Genomic DNA, 22,423 nt, shown 5'->3' with positions numbered 1-22,423 from the left:
TATGCGCCACGCCATCTACGGCACACTGGCTGATCCGTGTCCCCATCGAAAGACCAAGCCATGCAACTGCTGATCGTAGGCGCCACGGGGCTGGTGGGCAGCCAGGTGCTGCAACAGGCCCTGGCCGACAGCCGCATCACCCGCGTCGTGGCCCCGGTACGCCGGGCGCTGCCGGCGCATCCCAGGCTGCTCGCCCCCATCGTCGATTTCGAGCACCTGCCCGAAGGCGCCGACTGGTGGCGGGCCGATGCCCTGGTCTGCACCCTGGGCACCACCATCAAGAAAGCCGGCAGCCAGCCGGCTTTTCAGCGCGTGGACCATGACTATCCGCTGCTGGCCGCACAGTTGGCTCATCGCCACGGCACGCCCACCTATGTGCTGAACTCGGCCATGGGCGCCGACGCCGGCTCGCGCATCTTCTACAACCGCGTCAAGGGCGAACTCGAGCGCGACCTGCAGGCGCAAGGCTTTGCGTCCCTCACCTTCGTGCGCCCCGGCCTGATCAGCGGCCCGCGCACCGAGCACCGCGCGGGTGAGCGCGCCATGGTCGGCGTTCTTGGCGCCCTGGGCCCGCTGCTGCCCCGGCGCTGGCGGCTCAACCCCGCACACCGCATCGCCCATGCCTTGATAGAGGCAGCTGTCAACGCCAGGCCCGGTGTCCATATCGTGGGTTCCGAGGCGCTGGCCGAATGAGCCCGGCGCCTGCACGCGCAAAAACAGAACCCTTCAGGAACCCTTGCATGAACCCGCATATCGCCCCGGTCGATCTCGCCAAGTCCTACCGACTGATCAACCACGGCCCCACCGTCCTGGTCTCGGCACGCCACGGCGGCGTGGACAACGTCATGGCCGCAGCCTGGTGCTGCGCGCTGGACTTTGCGCCCCCGAAGCTCACCGTGGTGCTTGACAAGGCCACGGCCACGCGCGCCCTGGTCGAGCACAGCGGCATGTTCGTGATCCAGGTGCCTACGGCCGCCCAGTTGCAGCTCACGCACCAGGTCGGCACGCTTAGCCTGTCCACCGATGCCGGCAAGCTCGCCACCAGCGGCGTTCAGCTGTTCGGCATGGACGGGTTCGACCTGCCCTTCGTGGACGGCTGCGCCGGCTGGCTGGCCTGCAGGCTGATCCCCGAGCCCCACAACCAGCAGGCCTACGACCTGTTCATCGGCGAGATCGTGGGCGCGTGGTCCGACACCCGCGTATTCCGCAACGGCCACTGGCACTTCGAGGACGCCGACCCCGCGCTGCGCAGCCTGCACTACGTGGCGGGTGGGCAGTTCTATGCGATTGGGCAGGCGTTGAGGGTGCAGGAAAGCAAAGAATAGTTTCTTTTTCCATTTCAGAAATCTGGCAGTACTTCTACTGCAATGCTTGCTGCGTCCTGAAGATCAATACCGCATCTGCGGTATATTTTCACTGGGACAAACAATTCATTATTCCTTCCCGTGGTTGTTATTTTTCACATCAACTGAAGGGAATCAAAATGGAATGGAACTCAACAAGAAACCAGTGGACGCGTCAGCTTGTCTTTTCCTTGATCGCGTGTCCCATCGCGGTCTTGATGACAGGGTGCAGTGGTGCAGAGGAAGTCTTGGATGCCATCGCAGTCGCCACAGGAGATGGTGGCAAGCGTGTCAAGCTCACCGGTCCTATCATGGGCGATCAGCGCATGATCTGCATTGATAGTCCACCACGCGTGGCACCGGCCGAATTGCAAAGAGAAATTGACAAATACCTGTTCAAGTCCATCCGTTGGGATAGTGGCACACCCGACAAGAAAACGACTGTCAACAAGGAAATCGAGGACAACCGGTCATGCAGCTATCGGATATCACCTTACGAAACCATTTCCTGGGACCAGTTCGTTTCTGACGCCATCAATCAGCAATTGGCAGATTGGGGGAATTTCAGCGCAAATACAAATATGGCAGGCCAAAAATATATCGATGTCTGCATGAAAGACAATGAATGCGAGGATGGAGATATTCTAGCCATCACATTGAATGAAAGGGAAGTTGCTCGTTCCGAACTTTTCAACCAGCCAAGTTGTTTTGAGGTGCCCGTCAGCTCAGGAGTCAGCTATCTTGGCATACGGGCCATCAATGGCAGCGGCAACAAGGGAGCGTGCTCCTATGCGGATCGAAATACAGGGGAAGTGACGGTAAGCGGGGCCACAGGCGCGGGACGCACGCAGCTCTATAGCGTGCGTGGCGGCCAGGGCTCCTATGGATCACTCACCATCGTCAATTAGTTTTCGCATCCTGGAAGAGGATATGACCGCATATTGACCAGCTCAATAATAAATTCGTTCGATGAACTCCTGGGTGCTGCAACAGTCCTGCGGGCTTTGATGTTTACAAAGGGCCAATCGCAAAATAAAGCGAATAGTGCCTGCAGCTCCTGAAAACTCCGCTCAAAAAATATTTCATCCCAGAGCCGGTGGCGAAGCCATCCCGCAAATGCGGTATGGCCTTGCGCACCATGGCTGGGAAGACTGCTGTCTAGGCGGATGAGGGAAACCATCGAATCCTTGCGCCGCCCATTCCCAATCGTTTGAAAGGCAGATACCCAATGACCAAGCAGACCCCCAAATTGCGCCCCACCCTCATCGCCGGTGCCGTGCTCGCGCTTACGGCTTGCGGAGGTGGCAGTGGCGGTGGCGGAGACAACGAAGTGACGCCCCCGGTTGCACCACCAACACAAACGACCCAGGAGTTGGTGCAGAAGTACATGGATACCAGACAGGCTCTGACCGCCACCCAGTTGCCCGCCAAAGGCACCGAGCGCTTTGCGCATCTCGACGACTGCTACCTGGGCAACGGCAGCAGCAAGGAGCGCCTGATCACCCATTGGGATGAAAACCAGACCCAGGTCCAGGCCTCCAATGCCTACCAGATTGGGCGGAGCTTCGAAAATCTGCAAATCCTGGCAGAGCGCAAAGCCACCAATGCCGACGGATCCGCACGGCATGAGGTGGATATCAGCTACGACGAAAAATTCACGGACGGGACCAGCACAAGGGACCAGCGCGAAACGCTGATCGCAGGAAGCAGCAGCGGCACCTGCGCCACTCCCCGCAATGCAGCCGAGATGCGCAGCCTGGGCAATCAGCGCGTGGTAAGCGTGGGACTGGTGTCGCGCAACCGCGCCAATGTGGTACGCCAGCTGTCCGACGGCGAACCGTCCGCCAGTCCGTTCCACTTGCGGCGCGAGGTGCAGTTTGGCATTTCCGATCCTGCTCGGCTGGCAACTTACGCCATTGTCAGTTGGCCGTCGGCGCAGGCAGGCGGCGCGCGCAACTCGCTCAAGCTGCTGTCGCCACGCATCATGCGCGATGCACCCGAAATGCAAGGCGTGCGGGGCAACGCCAGCTATGCGGACACCAACAACTTCCGGCAGTGTCGATCGAACGCCAGCAACGACGTGGCCAACGCCGGCACGGCAGATTGCACCAACGCGCAACTGGGTGTGGCCAACGACTCTTGGGGCTCCACCGTGCGCAGCGGGTTCGATGCTGCCGCCATGGCAGACGGTGACAACCGTTTCGCAGCGCTGGGCCTGGCAGCGGGAACCGAGGTGCGCTTCGATATCCATGCCGACGATGGCTGGAAAGCCGTCAACGGACAGCAAGGCAAAACACCCATCGCCACCTATCAGGTCACGCTGAAGAGCGGGTCTTATCCGTTTGCGCAGATACCTGTCAATGCCTATCCCCAGTTCAACACCATCTCGCCCTCAGAGGGCGAGATCGTGGCCGGCTTCAAGGCCGGCGGCGGCAGCGCGCAGGTTGTCTGGTCGGCTGCGCAACCGCCAGCGGGCAGCATGCCCATGGCACTTTCAGTACTCAGTTCCTATCGGCAGGGCGCTGCGGCGGGGTCTGCCTCCGGCCTGCCCACGGTACGCACTCCCAACCTGACCGTGCCTGTGCCCAAAGGAGCCACCTCGGCCACCATACCTTTTGGAGGCAAGCCGGACGGTGCATCGGCCACGAACTATGCCGAGTTCCTCCTCATCTACGCCGACCGCAACGGCAGGGAGATGTACTACAACCTGCAATACACCCCCTGAAGCAAGGGCTGCGTGACCAGCGCCCAATCCATCGCCCAGCCCGCAAGGCGCTGCGCGATGGGCAGGGACTGTTCACACCATTCCCCACCCCTGCAGCAGTTGCACCAATTCCACCTGCCGATGGCAGCCCGTATTGCGCATCAGGTTCTTCATGTGGGTGCGCGCCGTATGCCAACTGCATCCTTCCATCAAGGCATAGTCCTTCACGGTCTTTCCGCCTGCCAGAAGCAACAGAAGGCGGGTCTCGCTGGGTGACAGGCCCAGCATCTCGCCCACCAGGCCTTGATTCTGCAAAACCATGGAGCCGGGCAAAGTCAGAAAGATCAGGGCCAGGGGCTGTTGCCACGGCGCGGCAAACGCATGGTTGGCCGCCAGAGGCAACGCAGTCAGCCTGAGCCGGGACTGGCTGGGCCGGCTGCCTTGGAGCACCAAGGCAGCCGCCTTTGCGGGATTGGCGCAAGCGGCGGAGACCAAGCTCTGCAAGCGTGCATGCGCCTCGCCCGATGTGCATCGCAGCCCGCCGTGCACACATTGCAACGTGCCGAATGTTGCGAGCAGGCGCTCTGCCGCCGGATTGGAATGCTGCAGCCGGCACCGAGCATCCACGACGAGCAGTGCCTGCGCCAGCGCATCCAGTGCCGCGAGTCCCCATGCTGCCTGGCCGCATAGCTGGCCCATGCGCGCGCGCAAGCGGCCGGCCCGCTCGATGTGCGGCATCAAATGCTCTAGGAATGCCTTGTCCTGTGCACCATAGACGCCGGCATCCCTGGGGCGCATGAAACTGATGAAATCACGCGCATTGCCTTCCACGCGAACGGTGGCAGCGGCGGTATGCCGCAGTCCCAGCGGAACCAGCCAATCCGTATAGACGCTATTCTGTGACGCCTGCCTGGCACTGATGTGCTCATGGTCCAGCATGACCTGGGCCACGGGCAGCCGCTGCACGGTTGCCATCCGCAGGTCGTTGTGCGCGTGGTGTGTCTCGTACTCCTGCATCAAGCCGTGATGCAGACCGAAGCTTTCCAGATTGCTTGCGCTTTGCGGAACGGCTGCCTCGCCAGCATTCAGCGTGAAATAGTGAAAGACGCCCGCCTGCAATTGCGCGCACATTCCCGCGAGCGCCTCGCTCCAGGCCTGGGGAGCGAGCACCCCCTCATACAGCTGACCGGCGATGGCATCAATGCGTTGTTGCACGGACTCACCTCGGCTGCAGGGATTGCAGCAGCCCCACCAATTCCACCTGCCGGTGGCAACCTGTCTTGCGCATCAGGTTCTTCATGTGGGTGCGCGCCGTATGCCAGCTGCACCCCTCTATCCGGGCGTAGTCCTTGACGGTCCTGCCCGTGGCAAGCAGCACCGCCAGACGCGCTTCCGAGGGCGACAAACCCAGCGCTTCCTGCACGAGTCCGGGACTCGGGCCAGAAAATGGCGTACCGGCATCCGCCATTACCAGCAAAGCCATGGGCCGCTGGCGGAACGCAGCGGCATGGCTGGGCTTGAGCGGCAGGACCGTCACCATCAACCGCAACGCAGAGCCTGCCGTCAGGCACAGCGCCCCGGCCAGGCCCTGTGCATGATGGCCGCAAGCCTGGGCCACAAGATGCAGCAGTTGCGCCTGGGCCTGCCCGTCAACGCAGCGCAGCAGGCCGTGGCGCACAGACAAGGCTTCGCAAAAAGCTGCCAGCAGGCAGTCGGCCGAGGGGTTGCAGTAGTGGATGCGGCAATTTGAATCCACAAGTGCAATGCCTTGCGGCAAGTTGTCCAGGGCTGTGAATCCCAAAGCCGCCTGCCGCGCCAGTCCTCCCATGTGCATGCGCAGGCGGGCGGCACGCGCCAGATCGGGCATCCACTGCTGCATGAAGACCCGCTCCTGTGCGCCATAGATTCCACGATCCGTAGGACGCATGAAACCCAGGAAGTCCTGCGTCCCCCCTTCGTCGCGCACCTTGACACCCAGCGTGTTGCGAAGTCCGTGGGGCGCCAGCACATCGACGTAGACCGCATTGCGCGACATCTCCCATGCGCTGAAGTGCTCATGGTCGAGCATGAACTGGCCCTGGGGCAGGCTCGCCACGACGGACATGCGCAGGTCCTCGCCAACGTAGTGGGTTTCGTATTCACGCAATTTATCGGCATCGATGCCCGCCAGGTCGTGGTTGTGCACGCTCTCGACCACCCCGCCACCAGTGCTGCCCAGCGTGAAGAAATGGAAAACGGACGCGCCCAGCGCCTGCCGCATGGCGTCCAGCGCAGACTGCCAGTCCTCAGCGGAAAGTACTCCGTCGTACAGCAGTCCCGGTATATGGCAACTGGCACCCTGTCGATCAATAAATTTCATGGAAATGAATTATTGATTCTTTATGGCTATTTTCAATCAGACAGCTCTGAATTTCGATACCGGTCTTGCCAAGTCGATTTGGGGCAATGTTCACATGGTTGTATTGCACAATCCATCAATGCCCGCCGCCCCCGTCCGCTCCGCACCCACGCGCGAAACCTATTCCGAACTGCAGCAGGCCTACGAGCACTTCAACCAGCGCCTTTTTGACGATGCCCTGCCCCACTGCCTGATCACGCTGCAGCGCGAGAAACGCACCTGCGGTTATTTCTCTGCCGCGCGCTTTGCCTCGCTGGACGGCAGCACCACCGACGAGATCGCGCTCAACCCCGCCTACTTCGCGGCGGTGCCCATCATCGAGACGCTGCAGACCCTGGTGCATGAGATGACGCACCTGTGGCAGCACCACTTCGGCAAGCCGGGCCGTGCGCGGTATCACAACGAGGAATGGGCGGACAAGCTGGAATCGCTGGGCCTCATGCCCTCGTCCACGGGCCGGCCCGGCGGGCGGCGCACGGGCGACATGATGGCCGACTACGCCGTGGCGGGCGGCCCCTTCCTGGCGGCCTGCGATGCCTTGCTGACCACGCGCTTCCAGCTGAGCTGGTACGACCGCTTCCCGGCCATCGAGCATGTGGTCACGGGCCAGTGGAGCATGGCCACGCAGCTCCAGGGCATGCAGGGCACCCAGCCGCCCATGTCATCCGTGCCCGCCCTGGCCGAAGCCGTGCGGCCCGTGGGCACCTCGGTGGCGGTGCCGGGCTCCACCACCGGCGAGACCACCGTGCAGCCCGTCAACAAGTCCCTGCGCGTCAAGTACCGGTGCGGCGGTTGCGCGGCGCCTGTCAATGTCTGGGGCAAGCCGGGGCTGAACCTGATCTGCGGCGATTGCGGCAAAGGCTTCACAGCCCAGGATTGAGCACTCGGCAAGCCAGAGTGCTTCACCTGCCCCGCCCCACCTCCCGGCACAAGCGCCTGTGCGGACTCAATGCAGCAGCGTGGCCACCAGGGTCACCTCGGGCACGCCTGCCAGTGCCTTGGACAGCGGGCACTGGGACTTGGCCTCCTGGGCGATCTTCTGGAACTGCGCATCGTCGATACCGGGCACCTTGGCCTGCAGCGTGAGCGCGATGCGGTCGATCTTGAAGCCCTCGCCATCCTTGGCAAGCCGGACCTTGGCCGTGGTGTCCAGCATCTCGGTGGCGATGCCCGCCTTCTCGCAGGCAAAGGCAAAGGCCATCGTGAAACACGCCGCATGCGCGGCGCCCACGATCTCCTCGGGATTCGTTCCCTTTCGGTCATCCCCGAAGCGGCTGCCGAACCCGTAGGGATGGTCCTTGAGCGCGCCGGTCTCCGTGCTGATGCGGCCCTGGCCGGTCTTGCCTGCACCTTCCCAATGGACGGAAGCGGTTTTCTCGGACATGTGTTTCTCCTGTGCGTTGGTTGGACAAGCCGCCATCACAGCACAGGCGCCACGGGGCAAGGCGTGGTCCCGGGGCGCGCCAGCCCCTGCGCGCACGTCCTACAGAGCCAGGCTTAAACACTCATCCAGCGATCTTTGTGATGGCAAAGCCGGCCCCCTCACCCCACAAACACCTGCCGCGTATCCGTTCGCCCCACGATCACCGCCGCCAGCACCGCCGCCCCGGCCGCAACCCCAAAATTCGCCAGATAGGCCGCATGGGCCGAAGTCTCCAGCAAGGCCGCGAACAGCGATCCGCCAATGGCCAGGGTGGCCGCCACGGCAATGGCCTCGCACAGCTGCAGGGCCGAGCTGTTGGCGCCCTGCTCGCCGGGCGCGGACATGGACAGCGTGAGCACCGACAGGCTTGCCGACAGCAGTCCCATGCCCAGCCCCGACACGATCCAGCCCACCACCGCCACCCACACGGGCACGGCCGGCCAGGCCACGGATGCCGTCAGCAGCACGCCCGCCAGCACCGCGCTGGTGCCCACGCGCAGGAAGCGGTGACGGCTCCAGCCGTTGCGGCTGTGTCCCTGGTACCAGGAAGCGGAGCACCAGCCCAGCGCACCCGCGCTCAGCACCAGCCCCGCCATGGGCGCTGACAGCCCGTGCTCGCGCGCCAGCACCAGCGGCAGGAACGCCTCGGCCCCGAAGAACGCTGCAAACACCAGCCCGCGCAAGGCGATCACGCTGGGCAGCCCGCGCCCGGCGCGCAGCGTGCCGGCCGGCAAGAGCTTCCAGGTGCAGACCAGTGACAAGGCCGCGGCCACCGCCACCGCCCCCAAGGCGCCCGCCGATTGCCTTTGCCCGCCCACATACAGAAGGCAGATGCCCGTGGCCGCGCCCAGGGCCCACAGCCCGCGCCGCACACCGCCCTGCATGCCCCGGCCATGGCCGCCCAGGCCCTGGAGCGCCGGGCGCAGCATCGCCCCGGCCGGCAAGGCCAGCAGGGGCACGCCCAGGAACACCCAGCGCCAGCCCAGGTGCTCCACCACCAGGCCGCTCAACGCCGGCCCCACCAGCGCGGGCACCACCCAGGCCGTGGCAAACGCCGCAAAAATGCGCCGCCGCAGTGCCTCGGGATATCGCCGGCCCACCAGCACATACAGCGCCACCGACATGCCACCGGCCCCCAGCCCCTGAACCAGCCGCCCCGCCAGAAACACCGGCATGGACGGCGCAAAGCCCGCCAGCAGCAGCCCCGCCACAAAACACGCCATGCCAGACCACAGCGGCGCCGCCGGCCCGCGCGCGTCGCACCAGCCGCCGGCCACCGTCATGCCCACCACGCTGGTGGCCAGGGTCACGCCAAAGGCAACCGCGTACAGCGGCACCCCATCGAGCGCGCGGGCCACCGCTGGCATGGCGGTGGCCACGGCCAGGGCCTCAAAGGCAATCAAGGCCACCAGCGAGACGATGCCGATCGTCGTCAGGCGGTAGGGGGAGGACAGGATGGACCAGCTCTCGCCGGTCGTCGGCCGGACCTGATCGTCCAGCGTGAGGGAATCTTGATGGGGCATGGATGCTTCTTGGTTGCAGGGTCTGCGCCGGCCATGGCGCAGTGCCATGGCGACGAAAAGCCTGGAGCATGCAACCTCAAGTGCGGTTGAGATCAAGGGGGTCCTGCCCCCAAGCACCTCTTACCGATCAATCACACGCCAATACTGGCCAGAGGAGCGGCTGGTGGCCGGCAGCATGACGGCAATGCCATGGTTATTGGCCGTGTCCAGCACGACGGCATCCGACAGGAAGCGGTTGTAGAGATGGAACTGGCCCGGCAGGTCGCTGGGCGCACAGCGCCATTGCTGGCCGCTGAAGCGTGGGGCGTCTCCCGCTGACGCCGTCATCTTCAGTTCAAGATGCGGTTTCCCGGCCACGCTGGTGACATCGAGCGCCATGGTGCCCGGTCCGAACGCCGCATTCTGGACAAGCCAGTAGCCCTTGCCGGTGCGCAGGAACCTCCATCTGTCGGCGCCCACAATCATGGCCGGGAAGGAAATCTGCCATGGCTCGACGTTGTACAGCCCGGGGGGAGACACAAGGCCCGTGCCCTGCAGCAGCGCTACCGCGTTGCGCCTTTCGCTCCAATACAGGTTCTGCAGCCCGACCCATTGGCGGTCCTTGAGCATGGGGCATTGGTCGTACAGGTAGTCGCCCGTCTCGTAGCGCCGGAAATCCGCATCGCTGAGCCGCTGGGCCGAGAGTGCGTGTGCCTCAGCGGAGATCCGTGCCAGTTCCCGCATGGCGGCCGTCATGGCGATCAAGGGCGCAGACGAGCCGCGCACCGGCCTCACCGGCAAGATGCGGCGTGCATTTGCAAGGTCGGAGGCCACGGCCCGCCAGCGCAATGCCAGGGTGCTGAATTCCGTTGCCATCGCCTGCGGCGCGGGCCCAAGGCGGACCACCGCGTTTGCCGGTGGCGGCTGCCTGGCATGGTGCGCGGCGGCCACGCGAAGCAGCGAGGCATGACTTTCCAGCTGCGCCACGACGGGTGCAGCCGCCGCAATGGCCGTATCCATCTCCGTCTCGACGGCTGCGACACCCGCATTCCATCGGGCCTCGTCCAGCGGCGCGTCGGGGGTCAGCGAAACGGCATCCAACTGGTCACAAAGCTGCTGCAAACGCCCCACGGCCTGCCCCAGCTTTTGCACCGTATCGGCCAGCCCGTCGATACGGGCACGCAGCGTGCCCCAAGCGGCCGATGCCGCCTTCAGCGCAGGGAACGACTGCATGCTCTCCAGATTCCTTACCAGCGTCATGCGGCCGCTGGCATCGTCCAGATCCAGCCCGGTCAGGAACGAGAACTCGGCGATATCGGTCCATACCTGCCGTGCGACTGGCTCACGCGCGGGCTCGGCTTCGACGCGGCAGCTCGCTGCCATGGCGCCACCGCAGCACAGCGCCGTGGCAGCGGCGGGCAGCCACAGAAGCCGGCTCATCTGGCTGCAGTGCCGGCCATCAGCAGGCGCAGGGCCCGAGGCGCTGCCGGCATCTGTCGGGGCTCCAGCACTTCGATCAGCCACGTCGTGAACGGCGTCGGGCAGACATCTCCCAGGTGCTGCGAGAACTCGATCTGGTCGCCGGCGTAGGTGAAGTTGATCTTCAGGGGCGAGCAGAAAAGCCTCTCGTCCCCGTTGCCCGTGCTGTCGTGAAAATCGCTGCCGGTCACCATGTCGATATCGATGCGCTGGGCCGAGGCATCGGCAAACTCCAGCCAGGCCTGCACCGACGAAAGGCGGATGCGGCGGTAGCTGGCCAGTGCCGGATGGCTGGTGGCAATGGACAGGCTGATGGGCTGCCCATGCGCCAGCTGCTGCAGCAGCGCGGCGTCAGTGACCCGCAATTCCCGCCGCAGATCCCCTTGGGTCCTCGCATTGGCCGCCTGCGCGCTGGCGTGGTCTGCCAGCAGGGTGGCGTGTGCATCTGCCATGGCAGCGGCCGTGCCCGGCATCGAAAGACGGTGGCCAGGCTGCTTGCCGGTTTCGTAGGCCTGTGCGGCACGGACCCCGAAGCAGTCCACAAAGAAACCGCGGCGCGCACTTTCTGCCCTGAGGGTGATTTCCCCCTGCAGCCGCGCGCTGCGCTCCAGCTCTGTCAACGCCTGCTGCTCCAGCGCCTGCAGGCGCTTGCGCTTGCCGATCACCGCAACGTATTCCAGCTTGAGCGTGGCAAGCTCACGGGCAATGGCATTCTTGGATGCGCTTTGCTCAGCCAGCAGGCGGCCATAGACGGCCACTTTCTGCACCTGTGTCTTGAGGGTGTTGGCAGCGTTGCGCACGGCCGCCTCGGTGCCTTCCGTGGCAAGCACCAGATCCAGCCGGTTGACTGCATCGTTTTCCAGCACCGTCCAGGCGGCCTTGGCTTCATTGGCATCCGGCATGAGCGCAAGTGCACGCATGGTGTCGCCCAGCTCCCGGGAAATCCCCTCGACATCCAGCCCGCCCAGCGGCCCACGGATCACCGGCAGCACCGCATTCAATGCGCCCTTGGCGGGATCCACCAGATTCTTGAGCGTGCTGGAGTTATGCCTGGCCCATTGCAGCGGAATGGCAAACGACTGGCCCAGGGCCTTCAGCGCCTTGAGCGGGCCGTCTATGCTGCCGCCAAGCGTCTTGGCCTGCCCGTACAAGTCCTTCAGGCCGAGCACGCCTTTCTGACCGGTCTCGGTCAACGCCTTCGGGTCGGGCGGCACGCCCACGCACAGGGCGGCCACACTGCCCGCGACTGCGATGACGCCAAAGGCGATTTCCAGGCTCATCTTCACGGTGCGCACGATCTGGGCAACGTCGCTCGCCAGCTTCAGCCGCATGGCGGCAAGTTCCGCTTCAAGCTCCTCCTGGCGCACCGTGCGTGCGGCGCGGTCAAGGGCCTCGATCTGCTGAATCAGCCGCTGCTCCAGCTCGGTGCAACGTGCCTCCAGCGTCTTGAGGTCCAATGTGTCCCGGTCGGCAAACGCCTGCGCGACGCTGCCCACGGCACCTGCCAGCTCGCCGCTGGCGCGCAGGCTGCGCAGGTGGGCCTCCATGGCCGCCATCACCTCCTGCCGGGCCTTGGCCAGCGACAGGTAGCTTCCGGCGCTCAGATCGGGAATCGGCTTGGCCAGCCCGTCAACGCCCATGACCGGCAGCAGACGCTGCAGCGAACCCGCCGCCTGGATCAACTCGCCAAACCCGGACTCGACCCCCGACCAGCGCGTGATCCAGCCCAGCGCCTCATGGCACAACGCCAGTTCGGCCTCGCTGTGGCCGGGCCTGCCCGCCATGCCGGCGCTCAGGGCAAACAGCGCGGCCAGCACCCTGTGCATCGGCTCGCCATGCTCCAGCAGGCCGGGCGGCACGGGGGTGTGCTTCACCACAGCCCGGTTGTCCTGCCACAGGAAATTGCTGAACTGCGGCCGCGCCACCGTGTCCCAAGCCTCCTCCAGCGCATAAGGGGTGTCGCGCGTGGGGCCGCCGTACAGCGTGAACCGGCCCTCCACGGCTTCCACGAAAATGCGCACCCTGCTGAGCTCGTTGCCCTCGTCATGCAGCATGCGCAGCACCGTCGTGCCTTCGGAAACAATGCGGCGGGCAACCACCGTCAGCCGCCGCACCGCGCCGTCAAGCCGCCTGTCGAACCCCTCGGGCACCACCACGGTATCGGCATGGATGTCCAGCGCCTGCAGGCCAGCCGCGTCGGCCTCGTCCAGCAACACCTTCAGGTCCACCACCAGATCGGCCACGGTGCCGAAGGGATTGAAGCTGCCGTCCGGCGCCCGGCCACCGCTGCAGACCAGCGGCCCTGGCGGCACCAGGCCCTCGGCACGGTAGCGATCGATCAGGGTTCGCAATTCAATGGGAGTCATCGCGGCAGTGAGCGCGGGAGTCATTGCTGAAGTCATGGCGGGTGGTTCCAGGTAAGGCACTGCACCTGTGCAGCGGTGGGACAAAGGCCGGAGCAGATCGCTCAGGCTGCCTTCTTGCTGGCAAGCTCCACCAGTTGGTCCACGCTCTGCGCCTTCTTCGGCGTGCCGCCAAAACGGCGGAAATGGTCTGCCTGTCCGGCGACACGCGCCCAGCCCTTCTTGGCCGTGCCAAGCACCACCGTCAGGCTGAACCAGTTTTCCCCTTGCAGGGACTTGCGGCCGGTGGTGCTCAAGACCTTGTGTATGTTGCCCAGATCGGCAGAAATCGCACGCCATGCCTCGCCCAGCGTCTTGAGCTTGGGACCCAGGTCTTCGATGCTCTTGCTGATGCTGTCAAAGCGATCATTGCTTCGGTTGTAGTAGCCGATGAAGCGCTCGTTCGTAGCCATCGTGGCCTGGATGGTTCTCACCTCATCCACCTTCTCGGCAATCTTCCTGCGCGTGACCGCAAGGTCCGCACCCACACCGATATCCACCCCCGCCAGAATCAGCGGCCCGAATAGCGGAATGGCCAGATAGGCCGGAGACGTGGACAGCACGATGACTTCATCCTTTTCCTTGCGGCGCAGGGCCTTCAAGTCGTTCTCCAGCTTCTCCACGGCGGCCTTCAGCTTCTGGTTGGCAGCACCCTCGGCGCCCAGCGTGGTCGTGAACTTCTGCTTTTGTCCGTTGAACGCGGTCTTGCAGGCATTCAGGCGCACCAGTATTCCGTTGCCGTTGTCAAGAATGGAGTTCTGCAGCGCGAAGGCACGCACCGAGCGCGCATTGGCGTCTTCAATCAACTGCTCCAGCGCGCTGCTGAAATTGCGCTTGATCTGCTCCGACCGCCCGCTGGGCGTGTCGCTTTCCCAAACCTTGACCAGGGCCTTCCATTTCGCTTCCACCGCCGGCTCCGCCGATGGGGTGGGCGCCCCCTCCAGATCGAAACGGTCCACCAGCTCGATCAGCCGTTCATAGGTGGTTGCCGCCACATCGTTGTACTGAACGATATCGTCGGCCAGCGTCAGCATCTTGTCCTGCACATCGGCCTTGAACTTCTGGCCGACACCCTTGAGCGTGACGAACAGCTCCACCGCTTCGGAAAACTCCGGCCTGAAATCATCCTGCTTCTGCATGCCCAGCATGGCGCGCATCAGCTCCGTAGTGGTCGGGTTGTCGGTGACTGCAGACTCGAAGAACGTCGTCAGCCCGATCCAGTCCTCTGAACTGAGAACGGAAATTCCCTTGTAGATATCGGCAGACGGAGTGAAGGCATTCGTTGAGTTTGCAGGGTCGGACATGGCGAAGGCTCCTGATGGTGAAAGGCCGGATTCGGCCTCGAATCGGTGTGCAAACAAGCGGCGGCGTTGAAGAAATGACCGCACCGCAGTCATCGCCCGCCCTCCTTTTGCGCTCCAGTCGACCGGATGCTAGGTAGCCGCCATGGCCCTGTATGTCCCCCAAACAAGTGACACAAATTCATACAGCACTGGGGATAAGGACAGCAGCCGGCTTGCCATCTCACACTCCAAGGAGCCTGTCCCCTGCGTGACCCATGGCAATGAGCACGATCAATCCATTGCCCCAAATGACAAGACAAGGAATTTCGCAGACCAGGCATACACCATCTGCTACGCAATCAATAGCGCATTGCGCAATTTCATCGCCAACCAGAAGACATCACCAGTGTCAATTTCTCTTGATTTCACTGCACCCATTGGCACAGGAATTCGCCTCACCCATAAATGTTGCAAAATGTTTGGCAATTTGAACGATGGAGGAGCGGGAGTGGCAAGAAAACGAAAGACCAGCACGGCAGAAGACCTCATGGATCTGATCGCCATGCTGCCCTGGTGGGCTGGCATTGCGTTGGCGCTCACCAGCTACATGGTGCTGCACTCCATTGCCATCCGTCCCCTGCCTGCAGCGCAAAGCCCGCAGCAAATCGGCCAATTGGCAACCACGGCCATATGGCAGGGCTTGGCTACCGGTGGCCAGTACATCCTGCCCCTCATCTGCCTGGCCGGCGCGGCCATCTCTGCCGTGCGCAAGCGCCGCCGCAGCCGGTTGTTCGAAACAACGTCGGCCAGCTCCAGCGCGGATGCGCTGCAGAACATGTCATGGCGGGAGTTCGAAACGCTGGTGGGTGAGGGATTTCGGCGGCGCGGCTTCAGCGTCAAGGAAACCGGTGGCGGCGGGCCCGATGGTGGCGTGGACCTGGTCCTCTCGAAGAATGGCGAAAAGACACTGGTGCAATGCAAGCAGTGGAAAGCCTTCAAGGTCGGCGTTTCCACGGTGCGCGAGCTTTATGGCGTCATGGCGGCTGATGGGGCCACTGCCGGCTTTGTGGTGACCTCTGGCCGGTTCACTCAGGAAGCTGTGGCGTTTGCTGCGGGGAGGAATATCTACCTCATGGACGGCGCCGCGCTCATGAAATTGCTCAAGGAGGCAAAGGCCCAGACAGGAGCGGCTTCAACCATCAAGGCCCGGACTTCTGCCCCTTTGGCGAGCCCCGTGCATGTATCCGGGCCCATCAAGACGGAACCCGCTTTTGACACAGTGCGACCGGCCGCTTCCCCAATACCCGGCTGTCCTCAATGCGGGAAAGCAATGGTTCAGCGGGTTGCCAAGCGAGGGCCTGCGGCTGGGAAGGCGTTTTGGGGGTGTTCGGCGTTTGGTGCCGGGTGTCGGGGGATTCGGGAGATGGTTAGGGATGGGAATTGATTTTGTAGATGGTCTGCTTTCGACTGTGAATTCAACCGGTCGATGCAACACAATGACTGCACCTGGCGCAAGGAGTGCTGGCCATGAAGCAACGACCTCGGATCTACTACACCGAAGCACAGAAGGCGATGATGTGGGATCGCTGGAGCAAGGGCGATACCCTGCACCAGATCGGCAAGCTGTTCGATCGGCCACATACCTCCATTCAGAACATCCTGGCCGCAACCGGCGGAATCCGCCCGCCAGCGCGCCATCGATCACGATTGGCACTGACTCTCGCTGAGCGCGAGGAGATCTCGCGGGCATTGGCTGCGGGCGAATCCATCCACTGCGTTGCCGCGCGCTTGGGGCGAGCTGCATCCACTGTCAGCCGTGAGCTTCACCGCAACGGTGGCAAGAGTTGCTACAGGGCTGCGCGCGCCGATGAAGCAGCCTGGGAGCGTGCGCACCGCCCCAAGCCTTGCAAGCTGGCGAGCAATCCAGCCCTGGCGCAGATCGTGGCTGGCAAACTGCAGCATCGATGGTCGCCTGAGCAGATCGCCGGTTGGCTCAAACGGACCTACCCAGAGCAAAGGAGCATGCAGGTGTCCCACGAAGCCATCTATCGCACGCTCTTTGTCCAGACGCGGGGCGCTTTGAAGAAGGAGCTTCTGGAGCATTTGCGGCGCACCAGAGGCATGCGTCGTTCACGGCACTACACGCAAAAGACCAGTATCCATGGCCGAATCGTCGGTGCCGTCCCCATCAGCGAACGTCCGGCCTGTATAGAAGATCGGGCCGTGCCAGGGCATTGGGAAGGAGACTTGCTGTTCGGCGATGCTCATAGCCAGATCGCGACCTTGGTGGAGCGACACACGCGCTATGTGATGCTGGTCAAGCTGGTGGACAAAGACTCGTACACCGTGGCTGCGGCCCTAGCCAGACATGCCAGGAGCCTGCCGCATGAGCTCTACCGCTCCTTGACCTGGGATCGCGGCTCGGAAATGGCGGGGCACAAGCGCTTCACGTTGGCGACCGACATCCAGGTCTACTTCTGCGACCCGCACCATCCATGGCAACGGGGCACCAACGAGAACACGAACGGGTTACTCAGGCAGTACCTTCCCAAAGGCCTGGATCTGTCGGGCTACTCACAGGAGAGCTTGGATGCGATTGCAAGGCAGTTGAACCAGCGTCCCAGGAAGACGCTGGGGTTCAGAACACCTGCTGAAATGTTTGATGAGTGTGTTGCGTTGACCGGTTGAATCCACCACCCTGAGCCGCCATCCAACTAGAAGCTCCAAAGCCGTCATTCAGCCGTGCTGGCCAGAACGCCATCGATTTCCAGTTTCCTCATGTCTCATGGATGCCGCAGGTCGTGCCACTTCAAGAACAGACGCACCCATTGCACATAGTCCTGCTCGGTGCGCAGGCTATAGTGTTTGTAACGAATTCGCTCACGGACCGATCCAGCAAACGTGTGGCGCGCAACACAGGAGGGGCGGCGGGTTTCATAGCTAAATTTAGTACTGTATTTTTATATAGAATACATACCGAAGAGCTTGGCTACAAACCACTTTCCGCGTTCTTCTCGTGCCAATTTAGAGCGCAAGCGCCTGATATGGCCGGCGGCTTGGTGCGGTCTACATTACGTTAGGCTCTCAAATGTGACGCTCCATTAAAAATGAAACAAGCTATCAATAAACTCAAATCCGCACTAACAGCGAAAAATATATCACCAAATTTAATTGATGATGTCATTGACTCTGGATACCTAATGCGGAGCTGGTGCGATCCATTCTCAGGAAACACATGGGAATCAGTCAGCGACAGAATGTACGGCAACAAACAGTTCTCAAGCAGCTTCAAGACTGAAGATTTCATCAAATACATAACAGGGCAACACAAATTCCCAAGCCTTCCGCCATTCATTAGTTATGAGGCGCGCTCCATTGAGGACATCCATGAAATACTCGCAGACACACGAAGAGCGAGTTATATTTCCGATGGAAGCCTGACATATCGCGGCCAACCCAAAGAGTACCACCTCAAAAGAAAAATACCGAATCCGGTCCGTGCCGATTCTAAAGGACTAGAGATCTCAGTCTTGGCAGGTGCCTATAGGCAAGCCAACGAATTCTACTCATTTGCATTACAACCTAAAGAGCAGCGATCCTTCCAGGATATTTTGGGAGAATTGGAACCCAACCAACCGGACCTCGGCTTCGCATCAATTAGTGCATATGACATCATGCGAACTGAGCAGCACTATGCAACACAAACTTCTGGGCTTGATCTGGCATTCGAACTAGATACGGCCATATTTTTTGCAACCCACCAATTCAGGTGGCGTGCGTCTGGGAAAGCGTATTACGAGAGGGTTAAGCACGGCGAACACAGTGGGATAATATATTGCTTTCGCTTCAGAGATCCCCCAGTGAAAAGGAGTCAATACTACATTAAGGAATTCGACCTTTTTAAGACCTATCCTCCAACCAGAATAATTAGACAGGACTGTGGCCTCCCTCTAATTGGTGAGTATGAGCGAAACATTGCCATAACGGACATTGACTGCATAATCAGACTGCACCATGAGTTCGAGATGCCAAAAACCTTCAAAAAATCACCCGAATACATGTTCCCATCAATTCGCGAAGATAAATTCTATGAAAAGCTACTTACTCTAAAGCAGCAGCATCAAGACCTTCTGACAGATGTTGTGGAATATGAGTGGGCACGAACTTAGCCCGCCACTTCATCCACCGCCAGCCTAACTGGCGGTTCAACGCGGACAAAAATGCTCCGCATTTTTGCCGATTAACCTGGGCGTTGAGCGTCCGCTTTTTCTCGCAGCCACCGTCTGCTCCTGGCGGTGGATTCAACCGGTCAACGCAACACACTCATCAAACATTTCAGCAGGTGTTCTGAACCCCAGCGTCTTCCTGGGACGCTGGTTCAACTGCCTTGCAATCGCATCCAAGCTCTCCTGTGAGTAGCCCGACAGATCCAGGCCTTTGGGAAGGTACTGCCTGAGTAACCCGTTCGTGTTCTCGTTGGTGCCCCGTTGCCATGGATGGTGCGGGTCGCAGAAGTAGACCTGGATGTCGGTCGCCAACGTGAAGCGCTTGTGCCCCGCCATTTCCGAGCCGCGATCCCAGGTCAAGGAGCGGTAGAGCTCATGCGGCAGGCTCCTGGCATGTCTGGCTAGGGCCGCAGCCACGGTGTACGAGTCTTTGTCCACCAGCTTGACCAGCATCACATAGCGCGTGTGTCGCTCCACCAAGGTCGCGATCTGGCTATGAGCATCGCCGAACAGCAAGTCTCCTTCCCAATGCCCTGGCACGGCCCGATCTTCTATACAGGCCGGACGTTCGCTGATGGGGACGGCACCGACGATTCGGCCATGGATACTGGTCTTTTGCGTGTAGTGCCGTGAACGACGCATGCCTCTGGTGCGCCGCAAATGCTCCAGAAGCTCCTTCTTCAAAGCGCCCCGCGTCTGGACAAAGAGCGTGCGATAGATGGCTTCGTGGGACACCTGCATGCTCCTTTGCTCTGGGTAGGTCCGTTTGAGCCAACCGGCGATCTGCTCAGGCGACCATCGATGCTGCAGTTTGCCAGCCATGGGCTGCTGCCGGTTTCGATGACACCTTGTTAAGGTGGCAGATGAAACCGGAGGTGGTTAATGGAGAGAAGAAGGACATTCAGTCGCGAGTTCAAACTCGAGGCGGTCAAACTGGTCGTTGAGCGTGGCGTGTCTGTGGCCCAGGCAGCCAAAGACTTGGACGTTCACGAGAACGTGCTGCGCAAGTGGGTGCGTGAGCTGAGGCAGGAGCCTCAGGAGGCGTTCCCTGGCAACGGCAAACAAAAGGCGCAGGATGCTGAGATAGCACGGCTGCACAAGGAAGTGGCCAAGCTCAAGATGGAGCGCGACATATTGAAAAAAGCCGCGGCCTACTTCGCGAAGGAGTCGATGTGAAGTTCGGCTTCGTGGCGAAACACCGAGGGGCCTGGCCGGTCAATCTGATGTGCGAGGCGCTCGGTGTCTCGCGAGGCGGCTTCTACGCCTGGCTCACACGACCCAGGAGCCGGCGTAGCCTCAGCGACGAGGTGCTGGGTGCGCAAGTGCATCAGAGCTTTGTACGCAGCGACCGCACCTACGGCGCACGCCGTGTGTGGCACGACGTGCTGGAGCAAGGCCAGACCTGTGGGCTGCATCGTATTGAGCGGCTCATGCGGGAGCAGGCGCTGCGTGCGAGACCGCGAAGGCGTGGACTACCCAAGGACCGTGGCGCGCGTGGTGCTGTGGCTGACAACGTGCTGGACCGTCAGTTCCAGGCAGATGGTCCGAACCAGAAATGGGTGGCCGACTTCACCTATATCTGGACGGCAGAAGGCTGGCTTTACGTAGCTGCGGTACTGGACCTGTACTCCCGTCGAATCGTGGGCTGGTCGATGCAGGAGAGCATGACCTCGCAGCTCGTGGTGGACGCGCTGATGATGGCTGTGTGGCGCCGGGGCAGGCCAGTGGCACTGCTGCACCACTCGGACCAGGGTAGCCAATACACAAGCGAGCACTTCCAGAGGCTGCTGGACGAACAGGGCATCACTTGCAGCATGAGTCGGGCTGGCGAGGTCTGGGACAACTCGGCCATGGAGAGCTTCTTCAGTTCTCTGAAGACCGAGCGCACGGCCCGTAAGGTGTACAGGACACGAGGCCAGGCCCGCTCAGATGTGTTCGATTACATCGAGTGCTTCTACAACCCGACGCGTCGGCATTCGACGCTCGGATATCTCAGTCCCGTACAGTTCGAGCAAGCTCAAGAAGCTTAGGTCGGTGTCAACGAGACCGGCAGCAGCCCACCACGATCTGCGCCAGGGCTGGATTGCTCGCCAGCTTGCAAGGCTTGGGGCGGTGCGCACGCTCCCAGGCTGCTTCATCGGCGCGCGCAGCCCTGTAGCAACTCTTGCCACCGTTGCGGTGAAGCTCACGGCTGACAGTGGATGCAGCTCGCCCCAAGCGCGCGGCAACGCAGTGGATGGATTCGCCCGCAGCCAATGCCCGCGAGATCTCCTCGCGCTCAGCGAGAGTCAGTGCCAATCGTGATCGATGGCGCGCTGGCGGGCGGATTCCGCCGGTTGCGGCCAGGATGTTCTGAATGGAGGTATGTGGCCGATCGAACAGCTTGCCGATCTGGTGCAGGGTATCGCCCTTGCTCCAGCGATCCCACATCATCGCCTTCTGTGCTTCGGTGTAGTAGATCCGAGGTCGTTGCTTCATGGCCAGCACTCCTTGCGCCAGGTGCAGTCATTGTGTTGCATCGACCGGTTGAATTCACAGCCGAGAGCAGTCCTCAAGAGACTGACTGTCCACCTGCTCCAAACCCCGTTAGCAGCCCCAAACCACCTAGAAAGACCACGCATATCATGCGTGACCTTCCAGTGCAGCACCCCAGTCAATCCGTCCCCCGCACTACCCCGCGCGCACTCAATCCCCCATCACCCCCTCAAGCGCCTCTTCCTGCGCCTGAATAAACGCCAGCAATTGCCCAGGAGTCACCGGCTCCAAGGCATGCCCCGGATAAGCACCAATAATCAAACTGGAAATCAGCCCCAACTGATCCTGCACGCGCCGCAGGCTGTTGTACTCGGGCTCAGAAAGTTGAAAGTACAGCATGGCAACTCCTCAATGAGCACGCTTGGCGGCTGACGCAAAGGAATGCCCATGTGCTCGAAGCACGGTACCACGCAAAGGATTGGGAGAGGGTTCGGGCATTGATACGCCCGCAAGGAAAGCAGCCATAAGGCCTCCTGTGAGTACGTCCAACTGCTTTCGGGAGTGTGGCGGGACCGCCTGTGAAGGTGTGTTCAGCACCTGGACGAGATGATACAGCGCTCAGGCGCAGCTCCCGCATCCTTGTGTTGCCCGCCCGCCGCCGCCGCTCAGCCCGACAAGGCTCCGCGCTCAAAGACTCCAGCGCCCTCGGAACACAAGGAAGGCCCCCACGCAAACGCATAGCCAGACGCCCACCACCAGGGCGACTCCGGCACGGCTTCGGGGCTTGCGGCCCTTGGCCTGCATCCAGGCCTCGGCCTGCTGGCGGCTGTCGGCCAGCACGGCAGGGGGAAGCAGCCGCACGGTGAGCCAGATCAGCGCGGGCAGCAGCAGGACGTCATCCACATAGCCCAGCACGGGGATGAAATCGGGGATCAGGTCGATGGGGCTCAGGGCGTAGGCGACCACAAAGGCGCCCAGGGTCTTAGGGCCTGTTCACACTAATCTGGGGATCGCGTTGCCCGGCTGCGGGGCCGTATGCAAGGCGCACGTGCGCAGCAAGGCCCGTGCCTTGCAAGCGCGTGCAACGCCGCAGACGGCCCCGCAGCCGGGCAACCCGAAGGGAAGCTGCCTGCCAGCCCGCCACTCGGCGTTGCGCTCCTTGTGCGTGTGGGCACACGCACGGCGTCG

At 62.1% G+C, this 22,423-nt stretch carries 17 protein-coding genes and 4 pseudogenes; 9 read left to right on the top strand and 12 right to left on the bottom strand.

The window, feature by feature from the left end; translation table 11 throughout:
* The first annotated feature begins 60 nt into the window (after positions 1–60).
* The 4 genes from U6958_RS16265 to U6958_RS16250 all read left to right on the top strand — a co-directional run bounded on the left by U6958_RS16265 (position 61) and on the right by U6958_RS16250 (position 4,068).
* The gene (locus U6958_RS16265) at positions 61–693 is read left to right on the top strand and encodes an NAD-dependent dehydratase (RefSeq protein WP_074923216.1); all 633 of its coding nucleotides are present in this window, start codon (positions 61–63) and stop codon (positions 691–693) included.
* Between the two features lie 47 nt (positions 694–740).
* A complete protein-coding gene (locus U6958_RS16260; RefSeq protein ID WP_034367088.1) occupies positions 741–1,325 on the top strand; it encodes a flavin reductase family protein in 585 nt (194 codons plus the stop codon).
* A gap of 158 nt (positions 1,326–1,483) precedes the next feature.
* On the top strand, positions 1,484–2,251 hold the full coding sequence (locus U6958_RS16255) for a hypothetical protein (protein ID WP_128422671.1): 768 nt from the start codon (positions 1,484–1,486) through the stop codon (positions 2,249–2,251).
* A gap of 320 nt (positions 2,252–2,571) precedes the next feature.
* Positions 2,572–4,068, top strand: a complete 1,497-nt coding sequence (locus tag U6958_RS16250) for a hypothetical protein (RefSeq protein WP_074923217.1) — start codon at positions 2,572–2,574, stop codon at positions 4,066–4,068.
* 72 nt (positions 4,069–4,140) lie between these two features.
* Here the strand turns inward: U6958_RS16250 and U6958_RS16245 are convergent, their stop codons facing one another.
* On the bottom strand, positions 4,141–5,262 hold the full coding sequence (locus U6958_RS16245) for a helix-turn-helix transcriptional regulator (protein WP_074923218.1): 1,122 nt from the start codon (positions 5,260–5,262) through the stop codon (positions 4,141–4,143).
* 4 nt (positions 5,263–5,266) lie between these two features.
* Positions 5,267–6,406, bottom strand: a complete 1,140-nt coding sequence (locus U6958_RS16240; protein ID WP_016447023.1) for a helix-turn-helix transcriptional regulator — start codon at positions 6,404–6,406, stop codon at positions 5,267–5,269.
* A gap of 118 nt (positions 6,407–6,524) precedes the next feature.
* Between U6958_RS16240 and U6958_RS16235 the strand changes: the two genes are divergently transcribed.
* The gene (locus tag U6958_RS16235) at positions 6,525–7,325 is read left to right on the top strand and encodes a SprT-like domain-containing protein (RefSeq protein WP_046239085.1); all 801 of its coding nucleotides are present in this window, start codon (positions 6,525–6,527) and stop codon (positions 7,323–7,325) included.
* 66 nt (positions 7,326–7,391) lie between these two features.
* On the opposite strand, the gene U6958_RS16230 is transcribed toward U6958_RS16235, so the two are convergent.
* The 5 genes from U6958_RS16230 to U6958_RS16210 all read right to left on the bottom strand — a co-directional run bounded on the left by U6958_RS16230 (position 7,392) and on the right by U6958_RS16210 (position 14,648).
* Entirely contained in the window at positions 7,392–7,829 is a 438-nt protein-coding gene (locus tag U6958_RS16230) for an OsmC family protein (RefSeq protein WP_016447025.1), read from the bottom strand.
* Positions 7,830–7,987: 158 nt separating this feature from the next.
* Positions 7,988–9,391 carry an MFS transporter gene (locus U6958_RS16225; protein ID WP_208607079.1) on the bottom strand — a complete coding sequence of 468 codons (1,404 nt, stop codon included), beginning with the start codon at positions 9,389–9,391 and terminating at the stop codon, positions 7,988–7,990.
* Positions 9,392–9,511: 120 nt separating this feature from the next.
* Positions 9,512–10,810 carry a hypothetical protein gene (locus tag U6958_RS16220; RefSeq protein ID WP_074923220.1) on the bottom strand — a complete coding sequence of 433 codons (1,299 nt, stop codon included), beginning with the start codon at positions 10,808–10,810 and terminating at the stop codon, positions 9,512–9,514.
* Complete coding sequence (locus U6958_RS16215) at positions 10,807–13,251, bottom strand: hypothetical protein (RefSeq protein WP_074923221.1); 2,445 nt, start codon at positions 13,249–13,251, stop codon at positions 10,807–10,809. The genes U6958_RS16220 and U6958_RS16215 overlap by 4 nt, the downstream gene beginning before the upstream one ends.
* Positions 13,252–13,316: 65 nt before the next feature.
* A complete protein-coding gene (locus tag U6958_RS16210; protein WP_244160527.1) occupies positions 13,317–14,648 on the bottom strand; it encodes an alpha-xenorhabdolysin family binary toxin subunit A in 1,332 nt (443 codons plus the stop codon).
* 394 nt (positions 14,649–15,042) lie between these two features.
* Between U6958_RS16210 and U6958_RS16205 the strand changes: the two genes are divergently transcribed.
* Entirely contained in the window at positions 15,043–15,978 is a 936-nt protein-coding gene (locus U6958_RS16205) for a restriction endonuclease (RefSeq protein WP_074923224.1), read from the top strand.
* A gap of 83 nt (positions 15,979–16,061) precedes the next feature.
* A complete protein-coding gene (locus tag U6958_RS16200) occupies positions 16,062–17,222 on the top strand; it encodes an IS30 family transposase (protein WP_016448150.1) in 1,161 nt (386 codons plus the stop codon).
* 98 nt (positions 17,223–17,320) lie between these two features.
* Here the strand turns inward: U6958_RS16200 and U6958_RS16195 are convergent.
* Positions 17,321–17,472: pseudogene (locus tag U6958_RS16195) on the bottom strand (phage integrase N-terminal SAM-like domain-containing protein); the annotation flags it as partial.
* A 169-nt stretch (positions 17,473–17,641) separates the two neighbouring features.
* On the opposite strand from U6958_RS16195, the gene U6958_RS16190 reads away from it, so the two are divergent.
* On the top strand, positions 17,642–18,703 hold the full coding sequence (locus U6958_RS16190; RefSeq protein WP_143044744.1) for a hypothetical protein: 1,062 nt from the start codon (positions 17,642–17,644) through the stop codon (positions 18,701–18,703).
* A 132-nt stretch (positions 18,704–18,835) separates the two neighbouring features.
* Here U6958_RS16190 and U6958_RS16185 read toward each other — a convergent pair.
* A pseudogene (locus U6958_RS16185) lies at positions 18,836–19,621 on the bottom strand (IS30 family transposase); the annotation flags it as partial.
* 21 nt (positions 19,622–19,642) lie between these two features.
* On the opposite strand from U6958_RS16185, the gene U6958_RS16180 reads away from it, so the two are divergent.
* Positions 19,643–20,790, top strand: a protein-coding gene (locus U6958_RS16180; RefSeq protein ID WP_089577556.1) for an IS3 family transposase whose coding sequence is annotated in 2 segments (ribosomal slippage) — positions 19,643–19,904 and positions 19,904–20,790 — 1,149 coding nt in all. Because the reading frame shifts where the segments join, the coding sequence is not laid out codon by codon here.
* 10 nt (positions 20,791–20,800) lie between these two features.
* Here U6958_RS16180 and U6958_RS16175 read toward each other — a convergent pair.
* The 3 genes and pseudogenes from U6958_RS16175 to U6958_RS16165 all read right to left on the bottom strand — a co-directional run.
* Positions 20,801–21,238, bottom strand: a pseudogene (locus tag U6958_RS16175) (transposase); the annotation flags it as partial.
* A 207-nt stretch (positions 21,239–21,445) separates the two neighbouring features.
* The gene (locus U6958_RS16170) at positions 21,446–21,634 is read right to left on the bottom strand and encodes a hypothetical protein (RefSeq protein WP_143044732.1); all 189 of its coding nucleotides are present in this window, start codon (positions 21,632–21,634) and stop codon (positions 21,446–21,448) included.
* 288 nt (positions 21,635–21,922) lie between these two features.
* Positions 21,923–22,219: pseudogene (locus U6958_RS16165) on the bottom strand (YkvA family protein); the annotation flags it as partial.
* Positions 22,220–22,423: the final 204 nt, after the last annotated feature.

The organism is Delftia lacustris (assembly GCF_040267515.1).
In the GTDB taxonomy this organism is placed as follows: Bacteria; Pseudomonadota; Gammaproteobacteria; order Burkholderiales; family Burkholderiaceae_C; genus Comamonas; species Comamonas tsuruhatensis.
The sequence above is the reverse complement of the archived record's forward strand: the minus strand, read 5'-3'. Positions and strand labels throughout refer to the sequence as shown.